The 21,704-nt window shown below is 47.3% G+C and carries 19 protein-coding genes; 9 read left to right on the top strand and 10 right to left on the bottom strand.

Annotated elements, in window-relative coordinates; genetic code table 11:
• Positions 1-28: 28 nt before the first annotated feature.
• The 6 genes from C9I92_RS00315 to C9I92_RS00290 all read right to left on the bottom strand — a co-directional run bounded on the left by C9I92_RS00315 (position 29) and on the right by C9I92_RS00290 (position 5,268).
• Entirely contained in the window at positions 29-709 is a 681-nt protein-coding gene (locus C9I92_RS00315) for a CidB/LrgB family autolysis modulator (protein ID WP_047886675.1), read from the bottom strand.
• On the bottom strand, positions 706-1,047 hold the full coding sequence (locus C9I92_RS00310; protein ID WP_047886676.1) for a CidA/LrgA family protein: 342 nt from the start codon (positions 1,045-1,047) through the stop codon (positions 706-708). Before C9I92_RS00310 ends, C9I92_RS00315 begins: the two co-directional genes overlap by 4 nt.
• Positions 1,048-1,150: 103 nt before the next feature.
• Complete coding sequence (locus C9I92_RS00305) at positions 1,151-1,678, bottom strand: hypothetical protein (RefSeq protein WP_053061916.1); 528 nt, start codon at positions 1,676-1,678, stop codon at positions 1,151-1,153.
• A gap of 331 nt (positions 1,679-2,009) precedes the next feature.
• Positions 2,010-3,434, bottom strand: coding sequence for an exodeoxyribonuclease I (sbcB, locus tag C9I92_RS00300; protein WP_047886678.1), 1,425 nt, complete (start codon positions 3,432-3,434; stop codon positions 2,010-2,012).
• 343 nt (positions 3,435-3,777) lie between these two features.
• Positions 3,778-4,209, bottom strand: a complete 432-nt coding sequence (locus C9I92_RS00295; RefSeq protein ID WP_047886679.1) for an SRPBCC family protein — start codon at positions 4,207-4,209, stop codon at positions 3,778-3,780.
• A 612-nt stretch (positions 4,210-4,821) separates the two neighbouring features.
• Positions 4,822-5,268, bottom strand: a complete 447-nt coding sequence (locus tag C9I92_RS00290; RefSeq protein WP_047886680.1) for a hypothetical protein — start codon at positions 5,266-5,268, stop codon at positions 4,822-4,824.
• Positions 5,269-5,722: 454 nt separating this feature from the next.
• On the opposite strand from C9I92_RS00290, the gene C9I92_RS00285 reads away from it, so the two are divergent.
• On the top strand, positions 5,723-6,559 hold the full coding sequence (locus C9I92_RS00285; RefSeq protein WP_047886681.1) for an MBL fold metallo-hydrolase: 837 nt from the start codon (positions 5,723-5,725) through the stop codon (positions 6,557-6,559).
• A 188-nt stretch (positions 6,560-6,747) separates the two neighbouring features.
• On the opposite strand, the gene C9I92_RS00280 is transcribed toward C9I92_RS00285, so the two are convergent.
• The gene (locus tag C9I92_RS00280) at positions 6,748-7,296 is read right to left on the bottom strand and encodes an AAA family ATPase (RefSeq protein WP_047886682.1); all 549 of its coding nucleotides are present in this window, start codon (positions 7,294-7,296) and stop codon (positions 6,748-6,750) included.
• 421 nt (positions 7,297-7,717) lie between these two features.
• On the opposite strand from C9I92_RS00280, the gene C9I92_RS00275 reads away from it, so the two are divergent.
• From C9I92_RS00275 to C9I92_RS00265, 3 genes are all read left to right on the top strand, one after another.
• The gene (locus C9I92_RS00275; protein ID WP_047886683.1) at positions 7,718-7,927 is read left to right on the top strand and encodes a DUF3955 domain-containing protein; all 210 of its coding nucleotides are present in this window, start codon (positions 7,718-7,720) and stop codon (positions 7,925-7,927) included.
• A 231-nt stretch (positions 7,928-8,158) separates the two neighbouring features.
• On the top strand, positions 8,159-8,569 hold the full coding sequence (locus C9I92_RS00270) for an OsmC family protein (RefSeq protein WP_047886684.1): 411 nt from the start codon (positions 8,159-8,161) through the stop codon (positions 8,567-8,569).
• Between the two features lie 336 nt (positions 8,570-8,905).
• Positions 8,906-9,832 carry a LysR substrate-binding domain-containing protein gene (locus C9I92_RS00265; RefSeq protein ID WP_047886685.1) on the top strand — a complete coding sequence of 309 codons (927 nt, stop codon included), beginning with the start codon at positions 8,906-8,908 and terminating at the stop codon, positions 9,830-9,832.
• Positions 9,833-9,965: 133 nt separating this feature from the next.
• Here the strand turns inward: C9I92_RS00265 and C9I92_RS00260 are convergent, their stop codons facing one another.
• On the bottom strand, positions 9,966-11,726 hold the full coding sequence (locus C9I92_RS00260; RefSeq protein WP_047886738.1) for a BCCT family transporter: 1,761 nt from the start codon (positions 11,724-11,726) through the stop codon (positions 9,966-9,968).
• Positions 11,727-12,048: 322 nt separating this feature from the next.
• Here C9I92_RS00260 and C9I92_RS00255 point away from each other — a divergent pair, with 322 nt between their 5' ends.
• The 5 genes from C9I92_RS00255 to C9I92_RS00235 all read left to right on the top strand — a co-directional run bounded on the left by C9I92_RS00255 (position 12,049) and on the right by C9I92_RS00235 (position 18,028).
• Positions 12,049-13,236, top strand: a complete 1,188-nt coding sequence (locus C9I92_RS00255) for an aromatic ring-hydroxylating oxygenase subunit alpha (RefSeq protein ID WP_047886686.1) — start codon at positions 12,049-12,051, stop codon at positions 13,234-13,236.
• Positions 13,237-13,238: 2 nt separating this feature from the next.
• Positions 13,239-14,672 (top strand): aldehyde dehydrogenase family protein, encoded by a 1,434-nt coding sequence (locus tag C9I92_RS00250; RefSeq protein WP_047886687.1) that lies wholly within the window; start codon positions 13,239-13,241, stop codon positions 14,670-14,672.
• Between the two features lie 208 nt (positions 14,673-14,880).
• Positions 14,881-16,353: an FAD-dependent oxidoreductase gene (locus C9I92_RS00245; RefSeq protein WP_047886688.1), complete on the top strand. Its 1,473-nt coding sequence runs from the start codon at positions 14,881-14,883 to the stop codon at positions 16,351-16,353.
• Between the two features lie 11 nt (positions 16,354-16,364).
• The gene (locus C9I92_RS00240; RefSeq protein ID WP_047886689.1) at positions 16,365-17,681 is read left to right on the top strand and encodes an NAD(P)/FAD-dependent oxidoreductase; all 1,317 of its coding nucleotides are present in this window, start codon (positions 16,365-16,367) and stop codon (positions 17,679-17,681) included.
• The gene (locus tag C9I92_RS00235) at positions 17,678-18,028 is read left to right on the top strand and encodes an ethanolamine utilization protein EutQ (RefSeq protein ID WP_047886690.1); all 351 of its coding nucleotides are present in this window, start codon (positions 17,678-17,680) and stop codon (positions 18,026-18,028) included. Before C9I92_RS00240 ends, C9I92_RS00235 begins: the two co-directional genes overlap by 4 nt.
• Positions 18,029-18,087: 59 nt before the next feature.
• Here C9I92_RS00235 and C9I92_RS00230 read toward each other — a convergent pair whose 3' ends face one another.
• Together C9I92_RS00230 and C9I92_RS00220 are read right to left on the bottom strand one after the other, a co-directional pair.
• Entirely contained in the window at positions 18,088-19,785 is a 1,698-nt protein-coding gene (locus C9I92_RS00230) for a hypothetical protein (RefSeq protein WP_146149648.1), read from the bottom strand.
• 87 nt (positions 19,786-19,872) lie between these two features.
• Positions 19,873-21,453 carry a bifunctional metallophosphatase/5'-nucleotidase gene (locus C9I92_RS00220; protein ID WP_047886693.1) on the bottom strand — a complete coding sequence of 527 codons (1,581 nt, stop codon included), beginning with the start codon at positions 21,451-21,453 and terminating at the stop codon, positions 19,873-19,875.
• Between the last annotated feature and the right edge of the window lie 251 nt (positions 21,454-21,704).

The following is a 21,704-nucleotide window of genomic DNA, read 5'->3' as shown; positions in this document are numbered from 1 at the left end:
AAAAGAAATATGCTAAGAAACATTAGCACTATTGAAACACCGCTGTGAGCAGTGGGAACAATAATGGCGCCAGAATTGATGTCATGACGCCGCAAATAACCAGTGCCAGCGAGCTGAATGCGCCTTCCTGATAATTTTCTTCTGCCGCCTTTGCCGTGCCCAGCGCGTGAGACACGGTGCCCATGGTCAGTCCTTTGGCGATAGGTGCTTTCACGCCGAAAAGGGAAAACAGCGGATAACCCAGAACAGCACCAAACAAGCCCGCGATAATGACCATGACTGCAGCGATAGCAGGCACGCCGCCAATCTGATCGGCGACCGCCATTGCGATGGGGGTCGTTACGGATTTTGGTAGAATCGATGCCGTCAGCTGGGCGTCGGCACCCATCATGAAAGCAATACCCGCCCCAGTCAGCATGGATAACACGCTGCCAACCAGACACACGGAAAAAATGACTTTCCATTTGGCGCGAATCTGGCTTAGTTGCTCGTACAATGGAAAGGCCAGAGCGACCACTGCGGGTTCCAGCAGGGCGTTAATCCATTTGTTCTGCTCAAAGTAGGTTTCATACGGTACGTGCAACCACATCAGAAGCGGAATAATCACCAGCAGACAAATCAGTAAAGGGTTAACAATCGGGTGCTGTAGACGTTTGGAGATAAGCCGTGCGGTGTAAAACACTACAACGGTAGTCAGAAGCCAGATCATTGTTTTTCCTTATAGTGTGTAGCAATGCCAATCACCATAAATACCACCAGGCTGCTGCCTAGGGTACTGAGCAAAATAGTTAGCGTGTTATCTGTCAGCAGGTCCAGATAATTCATCAGTCCGACACCGACAGGTACAAAAAGCAGTGCCATGTTCTTGATGAGTACGTGGCAGCCTTTCATCGCCCAATGAGCGGGGAGTAAACCCATCGACAAGGCAGTAAACAGGATTAACATCCCGATGATACTGCCGGGAATTGCCAGACCAGTCAGGGCCTGAATACCTTTGCCCAACATCAGGCAAATAAAGATGACAAAGAAAGAACGGAGATACGCCATGAGCCATTCACTATCAGGAATCCACACATTCATCATACAAAATAAATGTGACGCAGACCACACTAAAATGACCTGCTCGGACCATGGAAGTTAGATTGCAAAATCAGAATGTGGAGGCCACGATCATGGCGACCCCGGCCAGCGTCAGTATTGCCACAGAGATTTTGTGCCAGACGCTGTATTTCACGATTTTTTCGGTCGGGGTTTCTTCGTAAGGAGGCGGGACATCTTCTTCCGGGGCCGGAAGGCTAGGCTTCAACTGGTTCTGATGTACCGTCCGGCATGTTTTGTCCGGTAGAGGCACACGGAATCCATAATGGGGCAAAACTTCAATTGGAATTGCCAGTTTGCCGTCTCTATTGAGCTTATCCGTCAGTGAATGAAAAATAGCATTGATGTCATAATGTTGCCCGCTGGCATCTTCGTAGGGGTCGATTTGAGAGAAGGCTTTTTCATACAAAGGTTCAGCGCTGATCACTTCCCCCGCACAATAGCACAGCACTTCCAGCAGGCGGGATTCATGCTGAGTCAGCGACGTTTCTGACTTGTCTTTCCACACCAGCAAACGCAGGTCAGGCTCGAAGTCGACGTCAGGAAAACGGTAACAGCGTGTCAGAGTTCTGGTTGCCATATCAATTACTTCAATTCAAACTTCGAATCCATGAATGACAGTGTCCTAATGAATCCGCACAACCTGACAGGTGATCTCAGGTCAACCTGGTTTTGCGGTAAATACGCCCAGCAGCAGGGCCAATAGACAACGGAAATAAGGTGTTGATTACACCGGTCTGATTTAAGTGTGAGCGGTGAAGGGGGGATGCGCAATTTCACTTCTAAGGATATTGTCTTAGAAAAAAGCCTCTTGCTGCACTTGCAGGAAGAGGCTAGTAGTTTTTATAGCATTTTCTGTTGGTTACTTAGTGCTGCCGGTGAACCATAAAAACAGCGAACTATCTGATTCTTTACACCAGTGACTCTACATAGTCATACACTGCTTTCAGAATCTTCATATCCCGTTCACTGGTTTGGTGTTCCATCGCCACAGCTTCCAGGTTCTGCATGTAACCAGGCAGCTTGGCTTCAAAGAAGTCCTGACAGTAATGTTTCCATTGCTGCTGTTCTTTATAATCCAGTGTCATCGGGAAGTGACGGGCGCGGTAACGGAACAACAGCGGCTTGATACGCTTGTCACTGACATTGATTTCAAGCTTACCCAGTTCTTCAGAAGGCGTTTTACGGATGATTTCCAGTGTGGAGCGATCCGCATCAGAGAAGAAACCGTCATATAACTGTGCATCCACATTATCGCTCGGCGTAAACTCACGATCTTCACTGTAGATAGCCAGCAGCTTCTCGCGCACTTCCGGGTGAGACTTCAATAGCTGCAGGTTTTTCAGACAGGCTTCACGGTCAATGCCGATACGCGCCGCATCTTCAGCACGCAGGGTTTTAGCCGGTGCAAGAATCGGACACTTATTAATGTGAACCAGCTTGAGAGGCACTGGCAACTCATCCGGCCCTAAGTCCGCTCGCTTGGTGTACAGACGTTCGCGCAGCTCATCGGCAGACAGCTCCAGCAGCGGCGCTGGGTCCATTGCCAGATTGACCGCAATTACCGCGTTCTTGTTATCCGGATGCCACGCCATCGGCACAATCCAGGTGGTATTGCCGCATTCCACGCCAAACATACCAGAAACGTGCATCAGCGGTGTCATTTCCACGATATCGATCAGGTTCTGTAATTTACGCTTGTTGCGTAGATCAAAGAAATAACTGAACAGTTTTGGCTGATGCTGTTTCACCAGCTTCGCCAGCTCAATGGTCGCATACACATCAGCCATCGCATCGTGCGCGTTGGCGTGTTCAATACCGTTGGCGACCGACAGGTGCTCCAGCTTGAAGCTAGGAAAACCATCTTCATTGGTCGGCCAGGTAATACCTTCCGGACGCAGCGCATAACAGGTGCGCATCACATCCAGCATGTCCCAACGCGAGTTACCGTTCTGCCAGCTCCAGGCATATGGGTCGAAGAAGTTGCGATACAGGGTATAGCGCGTAACTTCATCATCGAAACGAATGTTGTTATAGCCAATCACACAGGTATTCGGCTTAGACAGCTCATCATGAATGCGGGCAATAAACTCCGGCTCGGACAGCCCTTTCTGGTGGGCTTCCTGCGGAGTAATACCGGTGATCAGACAGGCTTCAGGAGAGGGCAGGTAATCCACGGGTGGTTTACAATAAATCACCAGCGGCTCACCAATCACATTCAGATCCATATCGGTACGCACACCCGCAAACTGACACGGACGGTCATTCGCCGGGCTGGCACCGAAGGTTTCATAATCGAGCCAAAACAATGTTGGCTGGTTATTGCTGTTACTCATTATTATCAATACACACAGGTAAAAGTGTTGTCTGCCCTCATAATAACAAATATTTGAGTTGGGTGCGGGTTTGATTTTGGAAGCATCTACAGAACCTGCTATATACATACGGCGATAATTTAAGCCACTCTGAAACACGGCCAGCTATGATAGTTGTGGATGAGCTAGGCCCTTAAATGACGCAGGCTTCTTATGTTCGATGAGGGATGATGCTTGGTGGGAATATAATTGTTGTATGCGCTATCGGGCTAAGAGCTTGGGACAGTAAACATGTGGATGAACCCACCCGCATGATTTCGAGTAGGGGAAGTTACAGGTTATCGCCTTTCAGTATGTCGAATGATTATGCAGCTTGTTCGTCGTTGTACATTTCAACAGCCTTTTTTAAGCCTTGCATGGTGTTTGGTAGTGTTCTCTTAATTTGTTTTCCGATCAGTTGTCCAAATAAAGGAGACAGGAAACCCGTAAAATTGACTGCATGAGTGACTTCGGTATCTGCCCCAACTTGCTCTAATAAATGTACAAACGTGATTGTACAAAAGGGCAGTTTTGTAATGGTTGTGAACGATTTATTGTGTGTGACTTCGGTGAAAACGATTTTCGCTTCTGGCCCTTTTTGGGGCTTTAATGTACCGGTAGCACCTTGGGTGAAATCTCCTTCAATAGATGAGTAAACCACGTCAGGATCCCAATTTTTCCATTCGCTCACCTGCGAATAAAAAGGATAGATATTTTCAGGCAACGCTTTAATCACTATTTTCTCATTAAATTCCATTTTACTAATCCTATCCTTATGGTTGACAGTTTGGATTTATTCAATGTGACAGCTTTAGTACCGTGCACGGGTAGCCATTGTTAGTGTTAGTACTATCAAATACCGCATTAAGCTTGAAACCTTCACTTTCATACAGTTTGCGAGCAGTGTGATTACCATCGAGAACATAGGTAATCGCTTTGTCATCAATAATTCTTTAAACCGTATTTGAGAAAATTACGGTCAATGCCTTTATTGAACTCATCGGGAGCGATATAAAGCCACGCGACTTCGCTCTCTGGTATACTCATAAATCCGACAATTTTATCGTTGATGCAAGCAACAAAATTTCTGGATAAATAGAAATTCTACAAATCACATTCATCGGTGGTGAGTGGTACAAATGCTCTTTCGTCGCACGAACCTTTAAGCTCAATGAGCCGGGCTTTATCATGAATTGCACAGGTGTCCGGCCAATCACTGTCTTTATATTCCCTGAGAATGACGTTGTTCAAGTTAACTTACTTTTAATTCATCGATTAATAATGAGTAAAGAGCTCGCTGCGTTAATGCATGAGGGCGGATTACCAGGAAAAGCGAAAACTAAAAGTACCACTATTAGTGCTACATGTTTTAGGCATGACCTTGATGCTTGGTTCGGCAATACACGCCGTACCCAAAGCAGGAACCTAAGAGCAAGCAATAGAGAGAACTAATAACCATAAATGGCATTTTATCAGCTAGTTCAAGCATATAGGGTGAACTAGACAGCAAAACCGCAGGAATCGAGAAAATCCCCCGAACTAAAAATACGATGCTAATGAGTGCCAATATTTTATTGGTAAATGGCAGTAACCGGATGACACCCGCCCCGGAGAACGCATAGGCTGACCAAATCGCAAGCATTGTGGCAATCAAACCGGTTAATAACGCAGGGTAGAGAAACCCATGTTCACTCAATGTTGCCATCTCTTCCCCGGCGCCGAAAAATCTGTACCAATCCGCACCACCAACAATAATCGCTATGTGGGCGACAGCAGCGAGAGCTGTTAATCCTCCGGCAATTTTCAATATATTCATGTGGCTCCCTCATTAATGTTCATCATGAACGAATGGGTGACTTGTCCGTGATCAGTTGGTCCTTTTCTTGACAAGCCTGTTTAAAGGCAATCATCCATTTCTTGAACTCACGTATTATCACATAGCCAAAGTATGCGTTAATGTGCTTATTTTCTTAGGTGTCTGTCATGCTGCATGATTAACGTGATAATTGTGCCTCATTGGCTTTCATGTGAGAGCTGTATCACTTAAATCTTTTTAGTAGAGGCGTATTGATTGCTCACGCAGAACACAAGTTTGCATCGTGGTGAGCATCACCTGTTGTCAGAGACGCTTCAGTGCTCAGTGCTTTTTGTATGCGAAAAGTTGACAGAGATGCTGTAGAAAATAGCGGTGAGCACATTTACGCATTCTGTTTTATATGCTTTGATGCCAGTTCAAATAATACGCGATAGATGATGGAAGGGAGCACAGGATGGAGCTAAAAGTTCTGGTTGATAACAACACAATTATTGATAAGTACTATCTGGGAGAGCCAGGTGTCTCTTATTTGATCACAGAGGGTGATGTTAAGTTGTTGTTTGACGTTGGCTACTCAGACGTCTTCATTCAAAATGCTGAAAAAATGAATGAATCGCTGATGGACGTTAATTATATTGTGCTCTCGCATGGTCATAATGATCACACCGGTGGCCTTGTTCCTCTTATTAAACATTATTCGCAAGCGCAGGATGCAGGCGTTAGCTTTAACAAGCCAATGATTATTTCCCATCCTGATGCACTTTCACACAAAGAGTATGACGGTGATGGCATTGGCTCGATTTTGGATAAGCAGACACTGAGCCAGTACTATGACATTCAGCTATCGAAAGCACCGGTTTGGATTACTGAAAACCTTGTCTACCTGGGAGAAATCGAAAGGGGGAATGATTTCGAGAATATCGATCCCATCGGCTTGTGTGAGAAGGATGGACAACTGGTTGATGATCACGTCAAAGACGACTCTTCTTTGGTGTATATATCCCCTGAAGGCTTAGTGATCATTACTGGTTGTTCCCATGCGGGTATCTGCAACATTATCGAATATGCTAAGAAAGTCTGTAATGATGACCGAATTGTAGATGTTATAGGTGGCTTTCATTTGATTTCACCCAGTGACCTTCAATCGAAAGGAACGCTTAAGTATTTTGAAGAAAATACAATCAGCAATATTCATCCGTGTCACTGTACCAGTCTGGAATACAAAATTAAGCTCTCAAAATTTTCTGATGTATTAGATGTGGGTGTTGGCTTATCGCTTAGTTATAGCTGAGCACTCAGACAAAAAACAGAGAATGAAGTGGTGCTCAATAGTAGTAATGATCAACAGCAGAAGAGAGTGGTTGGTTTTAACTATTGAGATGGTTCATCAGGAGACCGCTGGTTTAGCCCATTGGTAGACCAGCAGTTTTCAGCATCAGTTCTTGCCCCTTATCGTTTCATTTCCCCATCGCTTTTATTTTAAGCCAGCCTGTCGAGAATAAACGCGACACGCTGTGTGACGGGTACTTTGGGAACCTCAATAAGTGTGTAGCCATACTGGGTATAAGTCGCGACCATGGCTTCGTAGGTTCTCACCGCTTCGGCATAGTCTTGTTTACGCTCTGCATCATTGGTGAAAATGGCCTCCCACGGCGGGAAAATGAAAACCTGCTTGTGGTATGTCAATGACTGACAGAGCACGTCTAACTCAACCGGAACGCTCAAGTTTTCGAGGTTAGAGTAACCCACGCAGTCAATGATGCTGCGATCAAAAAAGACGGTGTCAAAAATTATGGTGTTTTGCAGCGCTTGATAAGCGTTGTAGTTATTCAATTCAGCTTGAACCATCGCATCACGGAACGCAGCTTTATTTTTCCAGGGCAGGGCGTCGCCGCCATGCTTTAGTTGGCTCTGGATAACCGCGCGACCGACTTCTTCCGAGCACCTAAACCCTCTCCGAGTTAAGGCTTGAATCACTGTGGTTTTACCCGAACCGGGGCTACCGGTAAAAATGACGTTTTGACTCATGGATGAACCTCTTAAAAATGGTAGATGAAAATTAGAGAGAAAAGAAAACGGGATTTTCAGGAAAGATGCGTAACGAAAATGCAAATGAAAGCAAGGCTGGTGAAAAAGAGATTGATCAAAGCTAGCTTGATAAAGTGAGATTGATACAACTGAGGCGGATTAATGCTGGAACGGAAGAGTTATATCTTTCCATCATAATCCAGTTAGCGTGATGTGGCTGTAATCAAGAATAAAGCCGCGATGAAAGTGATGGGGAAGCGACTTGCTTACCGTTCGATAACGTTACAACGGGAGGCGGTAATAGTAGCAAATTTTGTCAGTACCGTGTCAATCCCTTGAAGTCTGGGTATTCGCTCGTGAACTCTGGCGCTCGCAGCAAGTCTTAAGGACTGTTCTTTCCGGTTTATTGAGTGAGTAGTTCATGACGATTTTGAAAAAATACTGGTTATCTCTGACCTTTTTAATTCTTGGTTTAGGCTGTTTGGTTGGATACAACATGACAGGTGCGTATGTGGCTGAAAACGGTCAATTGGTGGAGTCGTTCGGGTTGATTCCACTGTTCTGGCTGTTTTTGCTGCTGTCGATTGTGGCTTGTCTGGTAACGCGAGTCCGAAACCGAAAGTCAGGTTAACAATCCCCCCTATGACAAACAATGGTTTTTACTGCTGATTATAAGCCCTTGGCCGCAGACGTTTAGTTACTTTGAAGCTTTGTTTTTCAGAGGCCTGAGGGGAGAAAGTAAAGACTGCTCGAAATTACCGTTTACTCAATCATGTGCGTATGGTGTGATAGTCATTGTGGCACGATTGGTATGCGAAACGCGTACCCACATACCCATCTGAGAGTGTATTACGAGGAAGAAATGAGTCTGACAATACAGTGGCAACAGGATTGCCAGTTTAACGTTGAAACATCCGGTGGCTTTTGGCTGAATATTGATGCTGATAACCAGTCTGCGCCGTGTCCGACAGAAGTGCTACTGTCAGCCCTTGGAACATGCAGTGCAACGGATGTCGTCATGGGATTGCAAGAGCAGGGTGTAGTCCTGAAATCTTTTCGCAATCAGGTGACTTACACACTGACAGAATCTTCGCCGCGCTTATATGAAACCGTCAATTTGCATTTTGTGGTTGATGGGGACAATGTGTCTGAATCACAAATTTCTGAAATTGCATCAGATGCTATCAATAAGTACTGCCATGTCTGCTTGATGCTGCAGCCAAAGATTGCAATCTCTTATACGGTTGAAATCGTTGAAACTGAGAAATGCTAGCAAAGTGTGCTGTTTGTTTTCTTCAATTAGGTCGGTGTATTGCTTATAGGAAGAGCACAATTCCTATCGTTATAACGAGATAACATTGAACCTTGCATACAGTAATGGGTTTTAGCTGCCTAAGACCCTTTCTATGTATTGACCTCACTTTTTCGGTCAAAGGATGCGACTTGCGAAAAAGTGCGAATTTACTTGGGTTAACTATGACTCAAGTCTCCTTTTTTACTTTTATCAATTGTTGTTTAGTGAATTCCGCTCAGAATGTGCTGATGTTCTTCATGCCGATAAGGGCATAGAAATCATAATAATTACAGAACACGCCTTACTGGAAGTACAATGAAAATCAAACCGTTACCTCCTTTGAACAGCTTAATTGCATTCGAAGCGTCAGCTCGACACCTAAGTTTTACCATGGCAGCTGATGAACTCAATGTGACCCAAGGGGCGATTAGCCGACAAATTCGCCAGCTTGAAGAGTACCTTGGAAAAGCGATGTTTACCCGAGCCAATCGTAGTATTCATCTTACTCCGACCGGACTGCAATATTACCATTCGATTAGCCAGTCACTCATGGACATTGCGCAAGTGACCGGTGATGTTAAAAAATGGCAAGGTGATCAAAAGATAACCGTAGCAACGACCAATGCGATGGCTGCGCTATGGTTGCTTCCAAAAGTAGCTGAGTTTCAGAATGACCATGAAGATATTGATCTTCGGATTTTGGCTTCGGACAATATTCTGGACTTACGACGTTTGGATTGCGATATAGCTTTATTTTATTGTCGTACTCCGCCTGCGGAAATGAAGGTGACGACGTTATTTTCTGAAGAAGTGTTTCCTGTGTGTAGCCCTACATATCTGGAAAAAATAGGTCATCCGACCGAGCACGAGAATGTCTTTAATAAAACCCTTTTATATCTGGAAGAATCACAGCGTGACTGGATTAACTGGGAAGAGTGGTTCCAATCTGTTGGTCTGCCTCACTATACTCCCAGAAATCGAGTGAACATTAATAATTATCCAATGTTGCTGCAGGCAGCTATTAATGGGCAGGGTATAGCGTTGGCCTGGGGATCGCTGGTTGACGACTATTTGCAAAGTGGAGCTTTGGTAAGGCCTGTTGAACACGTTCTGTCGACACCATCGAATTTTTCAATGTTGGAGCCGTTAGGAAGAGGAGTCATACCATCCAGCGTCAAACTTTTTCGTGAGTGGTTGTTGCGACAACTACCCGATGGAGTGGGACAAAAAGGATTGGTTTAGACTCCTGGAATAAGGTTGAAGCTCTGAATATAAAAAGCTGGAATATATATTCCAGCTTTTTATTTCGTCGCATGCAAATGTCGTCGCATGCTATGAAGCGTCTGTTTTACATAATCGTTTTTGAATCAAACGGCTAACTTAAGAGAGGTTTCTGGTCCACTGCGAGATCGGTATCCGGTTTATCAGCCAGATTTGCTTGAACGGCCGTTGCTGTTGCTGTCGCAGTATTCAGTTCTGTCTTCGGTTCTGACAATGGTTCAACTGGCCCGTCTAATTTATCTTTTTCTGGGTGTACATGTTCAGGCAGCATTGCCCACGGTTTAGGCTCCCGGCGAATACAATGGAACAGTGTAAGGCTCATCACCGCGATAAAGATAGCAATTGGGAAGCCTGCAATAATAGAGGCCGTCTGCATAGCTTTCAGTCCGCCTGCATATAGCAACACGCCGGCAATGGCTGCAATCATAATACCCCATAAAATCCGAATTGATTTCGGAGGCTCACTGTCGCCACCTGCATCAAGTGTACACAAAACCAGTGTGCCGGAATCTGCCGAGGTAATAAAATAGGTTCCAAGCAACAAACAGGCAAGAGTACTAAGTAGTTTCCCAAACAGGTCAGTATCCAGATTATCAAACAAGGTAAACAGGGCACGAGTTGTATCGGCTTTTGTTGCTTCCAGAATTGGACCTCCGGTAAAAGCGGGTGGGGTTGGCTGGTTAGCTTCTTGGGCGGCGACAACCTTATTTTGATAAGCGATACGGGCATCTTGCTCCACTTTCAGTGCTGCGCCACCAAAAACAGAGATCCACAGGAAAGTGATCAGGGTTGGTACTATCAAGGCACCACCAATCAGTTCTCTAATCGTACGTCCCTTCGAAATACGTGCCACAAACATGCCGACAAACGGTGCCCATGTCATCCACCATGGCCAATAATAGGCTGTCCACCAGTTTTGCCAGCCAGAATCATTCTGCGCATCACTCCAGAAACTCATCCCTACAAGGTTCTGCGCATAGGCACCGGTACTTTCCAGCATCGTGTTTAAAATATAACGCGTTGGCCCTATGTATAGCACTACCAACACCAATAACAGTGAAAGAATCATGTTCCACTCTGACAGGCGACGTATCCCTTTACCTACCCCAGACAGAACCGATGCTACTGCGCAGGTACACAGCGTCACAATAATAATTAGCTGTGTTCCCAGGCTGATATCAAACCCGAATGCCTGATTTAACCCGGAATTAATCTGTATAACGCCCATGCCTAATGTTTGTGAGATACCAAAGGCGGTTACTGCAACGGTCAGTATGTCCACGGTATGCCCGATTGGGCCGTAAATACGTTCACCCACTAGCGGGTAAAGGATGGAGCGCAGAGTGAAAGGCAGATCTTTACGGTAGGAAAAGTAAGCCAATGCCAGTGCGACAATGATAAAGACTGACCAAGGGTGCAGACCCCAATGGAAAAATGTCAGTCTCATTGCTGTCGCTGCTGATTGATTGGTCAGTCCTTCCGTAAATGGATTATCTGCGTAATGCCACATGGGTTCGGCGACTGACCAGAAGATCAGGCCGATTCCCATACCTCCGGAAAACAGCATCGAAATCCATGACAAATAGCTGAACTCCGGTTTTTCATCATCTTTACCCAGTCGAATATGGCCATAGCGACTGACCATTAAATAAATTAGAAATCCGACAACGAGTGACACCAGACCAATGTAAAACCACTTCATATTCTGCAATAAAATGCCGGAAATCGTTTCGAAATATTGTCCGGCCTGATTAGCGAGAATGGCGCAGAAAAGTACAAATCCTATTACTACTATTTTTGATGCAATCGTAACAGTAGGGTTTAGCCCTTTCAGTATCCCTGATGTTGCTCTCATAAACATCCCTCTCAGTTCTTTGCTGTTCAGTGCTTTTAGTGTTGTTACGTTATTGTTAATTTTCGAAAGGGTAGTGAGTGCGGAAATGTGTTTCAACTGATTAATTATCATCAATTGATGATAATTAATCATGCAAATAATAGTCTTGTTATTAGTGTGGATAAATTAATTGTTCGAGATCAATGCATCAATGACAAAATCTCATTAACACCCTCCAAAAAAGTCGTTTGTTTGTTACGGCATTGTTAACCAGAATCTTCTCCATTAACGCGACACGATATTGTGAGCACTGGAAGCAACTCTATTTTGCGGAGATAAGAATATGAGCAATGTCAATCAAACCATTATCCCTATTGAGCTGGTCGAAAACGTTCTGAATCCGATCAGCGAAGCGACAGGTATGCCAAACGACGCCTACACCAATGCTGAGTATTTCACCTTTGAACGTGATTATGTATTTGGCAATACCTGGGTATGTATTGGATTTGCTTCTGATCTGATAAAAAACGGCTATGTCATGCCAATCGATTTTATGAATCTGCCTCTTTTGCTGATGAAAAATCGTCAGGGTGAAGTGCAGGTGTTCCACAACGTTTGTAGCCACCGAGGCATGAAATTGGTGCATGAAGCAGGCGAAGTACAGGGAATGATTCGCTGTCCATATCATTCTTGGACATACGACCTTGACGGTAACCTGAAAGGCACACCGCACATTGGCGGAATTGCAAAACACAAAGATGAGCGTTTTAAGTGTGAGAAACACGGTCTGAAGCCGCTGCGCTCTGCTGTATGGATGGACATGGTGTTCGTCAATTTGTCAGGTGAAGCTCCAAGCTTTTCGGAGCACATTGCCCCGCTTGAGCAACGCTGGAAGACCTTTCTGGGGGATGACGGTTTGGGCCTGTTGCGCCGCGTGAATATGGGCGGAAACCTGGAAATTGAAGTAAATAGCAACTGGAAACTGGCCGTTGAAAACTACTGTGAAGCGTACCACCTACCTTGGGTTCACCCAAGTCTGAACAGCTATTCGCGTCTTGAAGATCACTACAACATTCTGTTTGACGAACGTTTTGCCGGTCAAGGTAGCTTGGCTTATAACCTGTCTGACACGGCAGGCACGCATTTGCCTAAATTCCCGAGTTGGCCGGAAGATAAGCTGCGTCATGCGGAATATGTTGCGCTGTTTCCGAACGTGCTCCTGGGCATTCAGGCGGATCATGCATTTGCCATGATGATAGAGCCAATTTCTGCCGAGAAGAGTGTTGAGCATCTGCGCATTTTCTATGTCGGCGATGAAGCAACCAAGGATGAGTTTGCAGCCTGCCGTACCGCTACCGTTGAATCATGGCGTGTTGTGTTCGGTGAAGATATCGGTGCTGTAGAAGGGATGCAGCAGGGACGTCACTCTCCTGGCTTTAGTGGCGGCGTATTCTCACCGGAGATGGATGTACCGACACACTTTTTCCAGACTTGGTTGGCGAAGCAAGTGAAATCGGCCATGGAGGACTGATCATGATGCATTACCTTAACTACATCGATGGTCAGTGGTGTGATGCTGAACGTTCCCTTACGGTGATGAACCCAGGCACGGCAGAGCCTTTCGCAACCATTGCGCAGGCCAGTATTGCTGATGCCGACCGTGCCATGGCGGCAGCTCGCCGTTGTGTTAATGAGGGGGTGCTGTCGGGTGTACGCCCGGCAGTCCGAACCGGGTGGATGCTGAAAGCCGCAGCCGCTATTCGCGAAATGGTAGACGAAGGCGGGCTGGTGGCCTGTCGTGAAAACGGTAAGTCACTGCAGGATGCCAAAGATGAGTTTTTGGAATCGGCCCGCTACTTCGAATACTACGCAGGCATGGCAGATAAACTGGAAGGCACCTCGATCCCGCTTGGCAAAGACTATGTCGATTTTACCCAGTACGTGCCGTTTGGTGTGTCGGTGCAGATCGTGCCTTGGAATTTTCCTGTCTCGATTTGCGCCCGTTCTTTAGCTCCGGCACTGGCGGCAGGTAATGCGGTGGTTATCAAGTCACCAGAAATCTCGCCGCTGGCGATGACCTTGTTGGTCAAAGCCATCGAAAAAGCTGGTTTTCCACAAGGGGCTATTAACCTGATGTGTGGTAAAGGGTCGGAAGTGGGTAGTCATCTGGTGCAGCATCCAGAAGTGGATCAGATTGTCTTTACCGGTTCAGTACCAACCGGTCAGCGGATCCTCAAAGATGCGGCGCAGCGCGCTACGCCATCGGTTATGGAATTAGGTGGGAAATCAGCTGCCATTGTGCTCAACGATGCTGTGTTGGGGACTTTACTGAAAAGTGTTCAGACTGGGATTTTCTTCAATGCCGGACAAGTGTGTTCAGCAATGTCGCGTTTGTTGGTGCAAAAAGAGCGCTACGAGGAAGTGAAAGCGGCGGTTGTGGCATTGGCTGAAGGGCTGAGTATTGGTCAGGGTGAAAGCCAGTCGGACATTACACCATTGGTTTCCAAAGATCAGCAATCGCGAGTGCTGGCAATGATTGAGCAAGCCAGAATGGAAGGTGCGACCATTCTGACCGGTGGCTATGCCCCAGAGTTGTCAGGCTACTTCGTGGCGCCGACGGTGATAGAAGCAACACCGGATATGCAGATTGCTCAGGAAGAAGTGTTTGGCCCGGTATTGGTTATTACATCATTTGAAACCGAAAAAGAAGCGGTAGATATCGCCAATGGCACCGACTTTGGTTTGGTTGCTGGCGTATTCGGTGAAAACCTAAATCAGACCTTGAGGGTGGCGCAGCAACTTCGTGGTGGCCAGGTGTTCATTAATGAGTGGTTTGCCGGTGGAATTGAAACACCATTTGGTGGTGTTGGGTTGTCCGGCTTTGGCCGGGAAAAAGGACAAGAGGCGATTTACAGCTATGTCCATACCCGCAATATCGCAATTCGATTGCAACACGACAACGAGTAACCCGAAACAATTCTCTCTTTCACCGGCCCGGCGTCAACCTGATTAACGGGACGGGTAAGGAAGGCGTCGGTACCGGTGAGGGAGAGGTTGTGCCGAACAGCCTGCAACAAGCAGGTTGCTCATTGCCACCGGACTGCTCTGACAGAGCAATGCGGAAAATGCAGAACAATGCGGTAAAAGCAGAACAAGGTAGTTTGGAGACAAAGTGATGAAAAAGTGGCTCTGTATCATTTGCGGCTTGATTTATGATGAAGCTGAAGGGTGGCCAGCAGATGGCATTGCTCCGGGAACGCGCTGGGAAGAGGTACCGGATGACTGGCTTTGTCCGGATTGCCTGGTAAGTAAAGCTGACTTCGAGATGATTGAAATTACGAGGGACGAAGCTGAGTCAGTTGTTGATGTCACTGCTGTCGCAGAACAGGTAGTAGCAGACCCGTCAGGTTCATCTGAATCGATGATTCCTGCCGAGCAACCTTCACAGCAGGAAGTCAATCCATCGTCGTTTGTTGCGGTTGAACCTATTGTCATTATCGGTAGTGGTCACAGTGGCTACCAGTTGGCCGCTGCACTTCGGGCGCAGTCAGTCGATGTGCCCATCACCGTGTTCACTGCAGATGATGGGGCACTTTACAGCAAGCCTGCTCTGTCAAATGCTTTGGCTGTGGGTAAAGATGGCGAAAGCCTGCAAAGCGAAAGTGCTTTGGAGTGGGAAAGCCGCCTTAACATTCGAATTTATCCGCATACCCGCGTCGAGCATATCGATCGTGAAAATCACACACTGCATACCAATATCGGCACTTATGCGTATAGTCGCTTGGTGCTGGCAACGGGTGCTTCACCAATAGCGATTCCTATCGGCGGTGATTGTTCCGGTGTTTTCAGTGTCAATGATTTAGTGGATTATCGCCATTTTCGCCAACACCTGGCAGAGAAAAAACGAGTAGCCATTCTGGGGGACGGTTTAATCGGCTGCGAGTTTGCCAACGATCTAATCGAAAGCGGTTTTGACGTAACGGTCATCGGTCTGGGGCAGTGGCCGATGGAGCGATTGATACCGCAACCGCTTGGCGAAGCTTTGCAAGCCACCTTTTCAAGTCGTGGGGTCAAGTGGGCATTGCAAGACAGCATTTCTTTTATCGAGCCGTCTCAGAGAACAAGTGCAGACCAAACCGATTACCTCTTACATCTTAACAGCGGAAAGCAGGTTGAAGCCGATTTAATACTCAGCGCCGTCGGTTTGAAACCCAATGTGCAACTGGCCGAGTTAGCGGGTTTGGAAACAGGACGTGGGATCATAGTTAATAGCTATGGCCAAACCAGTGACCAGCATATATTTGCGCTGGGCGATTGCGCCGAAACATCTCAAGGTTGGCAGCCGTATATTGCGCCAATTAATCAGGCTATCCCGTCTATGGCAAAAAGTCTGCTCGGTGAAGTGACTCCCGTAATACTGTCGGCGACCCCGGTAATAGTCAAAACCCCGTTGATGCCACTTTCTGTTTTCCCTGTTTCAACTCCTGCTTACGGGGAATGGATCATCGAGCAACAGGGTGAAGATATGACAGCCGCATTTTATACACCTGAAGGGGTAATGACCGGATTTGCCTTGTTAGGCAAGCATGCTCAGTCAATGCGGGCAAAATGGCTGGGACAATTGTCCCTTAAACAAACAGCAGCGTGAGTGGAGGAAAAATGATTCACTTACCCAATGACGATAATACTTGTGGCTGGTATCAGGCGCTGCCACAAACGCCCGTGAAGCCTCAACTTAACGGCGAAGTATCTACAGATTATGTGGTGCTGGGCGCCGGTTTTGCCGGATTGGCAATGGCAAGAAGACTGGCTGAACATAGCCCTTATGCCCGCATATTGTTAATCGATGCCCAGCGTATCGGGCAGGGAGCTTCCGGGCGTAATTCAGGTTTCGTGATCGATTTGCCACACAAGTTTGCGCTGGAGCATCCGAATCCTGAACATAAGCAAAAGTTGTTATCCCTTAACCGCTCTGCTATTTCACAGCTGTCGAAGTTGGTGAAGCAGTACAGCATTGACTGTCAGTGGTCGGCCGTCGGTAAGTACCAGGGGGCGGTTGGGTCTCGAGGTGAAGCTTACCTGGACCATTTTGAACACCTGATGAAAGATTTAGGTGAACCGTTTGAACATGTTGATGGTGCTGAGCTGGCAAAAGTGCTGGGGACGAACTATTACAGTCGAGCTATTTATACACCCGGTGGCTACCTGATGCAGCCAGCAGCATTAGTACGCGGCTTGGGGGAAAGTCTGCCTGAGAATATTGAAGTTTTTGAGAATTCACCAATACGTCGTTTGTACAAAGAAAACGGGCATTGGGTGCTGCAGGGCGATCATGGTGTGGTGAAAACCCCAGAGCTACTACTGGGTACCAGTATCTTTACCCGCGAATTTGGGTACCTGAAAAACCGATTGCTGCCGGTAATGACATTTGCCAGCTGGACTCGGCCACTGACCGATGAAGAGATGCAACGTTACGGTGGACAGTTAAACTGGGGGCTGACTCCTGCCGATCATGCCGGTACAACGCTACGTATGACGGCGGATCGTCGGATTCTAATCCGTAACACTTATAAGCATGTACCGAAGTACGGCGCCAGTGTGAGTGATAGAGTAAAACAACAGATCCAAAATGATCATCGGCAGGTTTTCCTGGCACGATATCCTGAGCTGGAGGACGTACCGTTTACACACACTTGGGGTGGCGTTTACGCGATTTCCCGTAACTTTACTAACTTCTTTGGTCAACTGGATGATGGGGTTTATGCCAGTGCCTGCGATAACGGTGTGGGCGCAGCCTGGGGGACGATCTCCGGTACTTTATTGGCAGACCTTGTCGCGGGTGAATACTCCTCTGCGTTGAAAGATATTCAGCAAGTGACAGGAATGCCAAGTCTAAATCCGCCGGAACCTCTTCTTGGTATGGGCGTGAAAAGTCGAATTCAACTGGCAAAATGGCAAAGTCGGAGTGAGCTATGAAGCAAGTAAAAGTGATTGATAGCCAAACACTCGATTTTAGTGTACGTGGCGATTCACCGGGTATGGCGTATGTGGCTCGCGCCCTGAGCCCTGAAGTGTCTCCCAATATTGGTGTTGGTTTTGCCCGGTGGGAAGGGGCCGAAGTGTCTTGGACAGTTCTGTATGACGAAGTGGTCTTCGTCATTGAAGGGTGTTTTGAGCTGACCGCCAACGGGGAAATCCATAAGGTGTATCCGGGGCAGATGTTATGGATTCCGGAAGGCACAGAGCTGGTTTATGGCGGTCATGCACTATTTGGCTATGTGGTCCATCCAGGGAATTGGAAAGAGCTGCATAGTATTCAGTAATTAGCCTTATTTTTAGGATGATGCAGAAACAGCCAGTCCCAGTTCGATCATTAGTGTGATTATTTCAGGGGCTGGCTGTTAATGTATTCGGCGATACTCGCGATGTGCGTTGGTTCAAATGTTGGTTTAGTACGAGTTGCCGGAACAACATGATTGTTAGAACCAGGCGCGGCTCCATTGCTGGCGGGTTGTTGGCAAAAATTATAGAGATAACGGAAAATACCCAGCCACTGTGACACGCGCTGATGGGACAATCGACGGCGCTGTTGCTCCGGCAGCCACTGTTCAAATGTGGACCAGAAATCTTCATGCCACTTCGGATGTGTCGGTACCAGCAACGAAGCTAACTGCTCGGTAGCGGTTCCTTTTGTGGTTTTCTCATTAGCAGTCTTTCCGGTGAGCACGCCAATTCCCAGCGACCAGGCTGTTGACCCACTTTTCGCCGGAAAGTAATGATCATACTGGTGCCAGCTTTCCTGCCACCAGCTCAAAATCTGTTTATCGCTCTGCTGTAAATTGCTCTGTTGTACATTTATCGGATGTAAATTGCTTTGCTGGATATCGCTGACCAGTTTATTCACAGGCTGTTGATTGTTGTTTGCCAGATAGTGTTTGGTCGCTTCTGAATGTATTGAGCGAGGCAGCGCATGTAAATAGTACAGCTGTGTAGTCTGCAGACGGACTGACTCGGCAAAGGTGGTAATGGCGGCTCCGCGAAGAAAACTTTCATGTTCAAGTACTAGTGCCAACGGTTTGTTGGGTGGAAGCAGTGCCTGTAAGGTCTGCATGTGGGCGTGGGCGCTGTAAACAGGTCGCAAAACCGTACCTTCTTTGCTGGCGGCGTGTTGCTGTAAGCAATATCCCCGTTGATCAAATTGGCTGCGCGACATGATTCTTTCATAGGTGAGCCTGGCTTTCTCAAACACGGACTGAGTCGCGGCCATATCCGGTTCCACATAATCCAATAAATACCTGCCGGTTTGGTGAGCATCGCTACGCACGTTATTCAGAAGTAAATTATCACTGATCAATATTTGATAACCGGTGCGGCTTTCTGCTGTGGAGAGATACCAACATGCGGTACTGTCATAACCTTGCAATCCTGAACGACAATGGCTGACCGTACTGTGTGTCTGTATGGTAATAGTGGGTAATGTGGAGAACCATTGGCGCTCGTAGCAACGGCTGGCATGTTCCAACAACTGTTGCAGCTTGCCTAATTTTTCATAGAGGACTTTGTTCGACAGTGAAAGTGATGTCAGGGCTGTTTCCAGCGGTTCGTTATTGCGGAACGCGACCAGTAACGCGGTCAGAAGCGGCTGTAGGCTGCGACTGAGCGACAAAGGATTGAGCAAGCTGGTGACTCCCAAACACTGCAGGCAGCGCACTCGGGGCGTACCGGAACTGGTGTGGCCATATTTGATCCATCGAGCAGGCTCTTGCTTGGTCAGTGTTTGACTGGCTAGTTTTGTCGCGAAGTTGGCGTGGTGTACATCTTTGGCGTTAGCCTCAAACGCGAAACGCTGAGGTGTGCAGCGACAGCGGGGCCAGTGTAAATGCATTGCGACCGGGGAATATGTCTGCTTCGTGAGCTGAATAATGGGAGCATTGTGCAGAACGGGAGGATAGGCACCACACAGCGGACAGTGGTATGCCGGATAGCCCAGTCTTTCGGAATAAGTGTAAAGAGCGAGATCGGGATTGCCGAGATTATCGCACCCGTAGGATTTACAACCATTGAATTCGCTACGAAACACCGTAAACCTCTTAGTGTACAGAACTTGTTTGATGACATGGCTGGGGAGAATGTATTGAGCCCATGGTCTGCATGGGCTCAACAGGACTTACTGGCCGGCAGCCGCTAGCTCACGGCTAACATCTGTCTGGCGGCCAATCTCAGGTACGTTCAGTTTTTGACGCTGTTTGAATCCATCAATCAGTACCTGAGTTACCGACTTACCTTCTGACTCTAGCTGACCTTTGGCAAACATGTGGTAACCATCTCCGCCGCTGGCAGCATAAGAGTATGTCGCGACCCGGTACATCTTATCTGTTTTAACTGGTTCACCATTAACTTTCAGCGAGATCAGGCGTTTTCCTTCAGGGCGAGTACTGTCATAGGTTGACTGAATACCGGCAAACTGTGCCAGACCGTACGGCAGTGTGTAACTGTACTCCATAAGTTCTTTCAGTTGGACACCGTTGATGGAAACCACTGACAGCTTGTCGGTAAACGGGAACACATCCATGACTTTTTCCATGGTCACCGGCCCTTTGTTCAGATCGGCCCGGATGCTACCAGAGCTGATCATCGCAATATCTGCCTGACCGGCATCCTTCATAATGTCTGCGATAAGGTTACCGATATTGGATTCACGGTAATAACGGCGATATGCCGTTGCGTCAATGGTGGCGATCTCCTGCGCCAATTGCGGGTATGCTGCCCGGGCGTGGTCAATGAGAGCCCCTGTTTTTTGATCGCGTGGCAGCTTGTTCGATTCAACCGGAATCAGTTTGCCTTCGAGCAGCTTCACATCGTGTTTATCTGTGTCAACGGAGAACTTGGTGTAGCCCAAGTATTTGCCCTGGCCAAACGTGAGACCGATGACGGTGCCCGTGTCAGGGTGGACAACAGGCTGCCACAGGCCGTGATCAGAATGACCGCCGAAAATCACATCCACGCCTTTAAGTTTGCCTGCCATTGCGTAGTCTTCGTCAAAGCCGCGCTGAACTTCATCATCGGCTTCTTTATCCGTCTGCATGGGGGCTGTTTTGTTCTGGTGAGTCAGCACAACAATCATGTCCACATCATCACGAATTTTATCGGCCCAGTATTGTACCGTTTCTGTCGGGTCTTTAATGGTGAGCCCTTTACGGTTGCCTTTCCACATGGTGTTGTAGAATGCATCAACACCCATGACGCCGATAACGCCAATGCGTACGCCGTCGCGCTCTAAAATAGTGTAGGGCTGGGCAAATGGTACATCACCGTTTTCATACACAATATTGGCATTCAACACAGGGTAGCTGGCTCTCGGCATGGTATCGCGCAGGGTCTCCCAACCGTACTCAAATTCGTGATTGCCCAATGTGATGACGTCGTACCCCATGGCATTGTACAGGTCAAAAGAGAGTTTACCCTGCGTTTTTTTGGCAAGAGAGCCAGTAAAAATATCACCGGCATCCATCAGAAAGCTGGTTGGCTCCTTTGCCTGTACCTGTTTAATCAGGCTGGCGAGGTAAGGGATTCCGCCAATGCGTTCAATATTATCATTCCAGAAGGCGTCAACAGGCTCATACACGCTTTCAATGTCGTTAGTGTGGAGCAGAGTAATTTCTTTAATCTCGGCCTGTGCTTGTCCGGACAGAGTGGCTAACGTAAACAGCAAACCTGCTGCCAGCGGTGTGTTTGAAGTCAGTTTCATTGTGGGATCATCCTAAAGTGTTGATTAACAGTTTGCGTGCTGACTATAGAAAAATGTCCCCAGGTGGCAGATTGCGTGGGATCACATTTATGCCGCTGACAGGTGGTTGGAAAATCAAAAGTTACTGTTTGAGTGGTTTTTATGTGCTTGTCATTTAATTGCGTGTAGTTGCACTTGTGGGCCACTTGCTGATAACGGTTTGCAGAGTCGCTTGCCGTCAGCCCGGGTATTGGAGTGAGAAGGGTAGACAG

It is taken from the genome of Photobacterium ganghwense, assembly GCF_003025595.1.
Classification (GTDB): domain Bacteria; phylum Pseudomonadota; class Gammaproteobacteria; order Enterobacterales; family Vibrionaceae; genus Photobacterium; species Photobacterium ganghwense.
Note: the sequence above shows the minus strand (reverse complement) of the source record. Positions and strands in the feature narration are given on the sequence as shown.

Excerpts from the sequence above, each read along its gene's own strand:
- C9I92_RS00315 (WP_047886675.1), bottom strand. The coding sequence starts at position 709 with ATGATCTGGCTTCTGACTACCGTTGTAGTGTTTTACACCGCACGGCTT.
- C9I92_RS00310 (WP_047886676.1), bottom strand. The coding sequence starts at position 1,047 with ATGGCGTATCTCCGTTCTTTCTTTGTCATCTTTATTTGCCTGATGTTG.
- C9I92_RS00305 (WP_053061916.1), bottom strand. The coding sequence starts at position 1,678 with ATGGCAACCAGAACTCTGACACGCTGTTACCGTTTTCCTGACGTCGAC.
- sbcB (WP_047886678.1), bottom strand. The coding sequence starts at position 3,434 with ATGAGTAACAGCAATAACCAGCCAACATTGTTTTGGCTCGATTATGAA.
- C9I92_RS00295 (WP_047886679.1), bottom strand. The coding sequence starts at position 4,209 with ATGGAATTTAATGAGAAAATAGTGATTAAAGCGTTGCCTGAAAATATC.
- C9I92_RS00290 (WP_047886680.1), bottom strand. The coding sequence starts at position 5,268 with ATGAATATATTGAAAATTGCCGGAGGATTAACAGCTCTCGCTGCTGTC.
- C9I92_RS00285 (WP_047886681.1), top strand. The coding sequence starts at position 5,723 with ATGGAGCTAAAAGTTCTGGTTGATAACAACACAATTATTGATAAGTAC.
- C9I92_RS00280 (WP_047886682.1), bottom strand. The coding sequence starts at position 7,296 with ATGAGTCAAAACGTCATTTTTACCGGTAGCCCCGGTTCGGGTAAAACC.
- C9I92_RS00275 (WP_047886683.1), top strand. The coding sequence starts at position 7,718 with ATGACGATTTTGAAAAAATACTGGTTATCTCTGACCTTTTTAATTCTT.
- C9I92_RS00270 (WP_047886684.1), top strand. The coding sequence starts at position 8,159 with ATGAGTCTGACAATACAGTGGCAACAGGATTGCCAGTTTAACGTTGAA.
- C9I92_RS00265 (WP_047886685.1), top strand. The coding sequence starts at position 8,906 with ATGAAAATCAAACCGTTACCTCCTTTGAACAGCTTAATTGCATTCGAA.
- C9I92_RS00260 (WP_047886738.1), bottom strand. The coding sequence starts at position 11,726 with ATGAGAGCAACATCAGGGATACTGAAAGGGCTAAACCCTACTGTTACG.
- C9I92_RS00255 (WP_047886686.1), top strand. The coding sequence starts at position 12,049 with ATGAGCAATGTCAATCAAACCATTATCCCTATTGAGCTGGTCGAAAAC.
- C9I92_RS00250 (WP_047886687.1), top strand. The coding sequence starts at position 13,239 with ATGATGCATTACCTTAACTACATCGATGGTCAGTGGTGTGATGCTGAA.
- C9I92_RS00245 (WP_047886688.1), top strand. The coding sequence starts at position 14,881 with ATGAAAAAGTGGCTCTGTATCATTTGCGGCTTGATTTATGATGAAGCT.
- C9I92_RS00240 (WP_047886689.1), top strand. The coding sequence starts at position 16,365 with ATGATTCACTTACCCAATGACGATAATACTTGTGGCTGGTATCAGGCG.
- C9I92_RS00235 (WP_047886690.1), top strand. The coding sequence starts at position 17,678 with ATGAAGCAAGTAAAAGTGATTGATAGCCAAACACTCGATTTTAGTGTA.
- C9I92_RS00220 (WP_047886693.1), bottom strand. The coding sequence starts at position 21,453 with ATGAAACTGACTTCAAACACACCGCTGGCAGCAGGTTTGCTGTTTACG.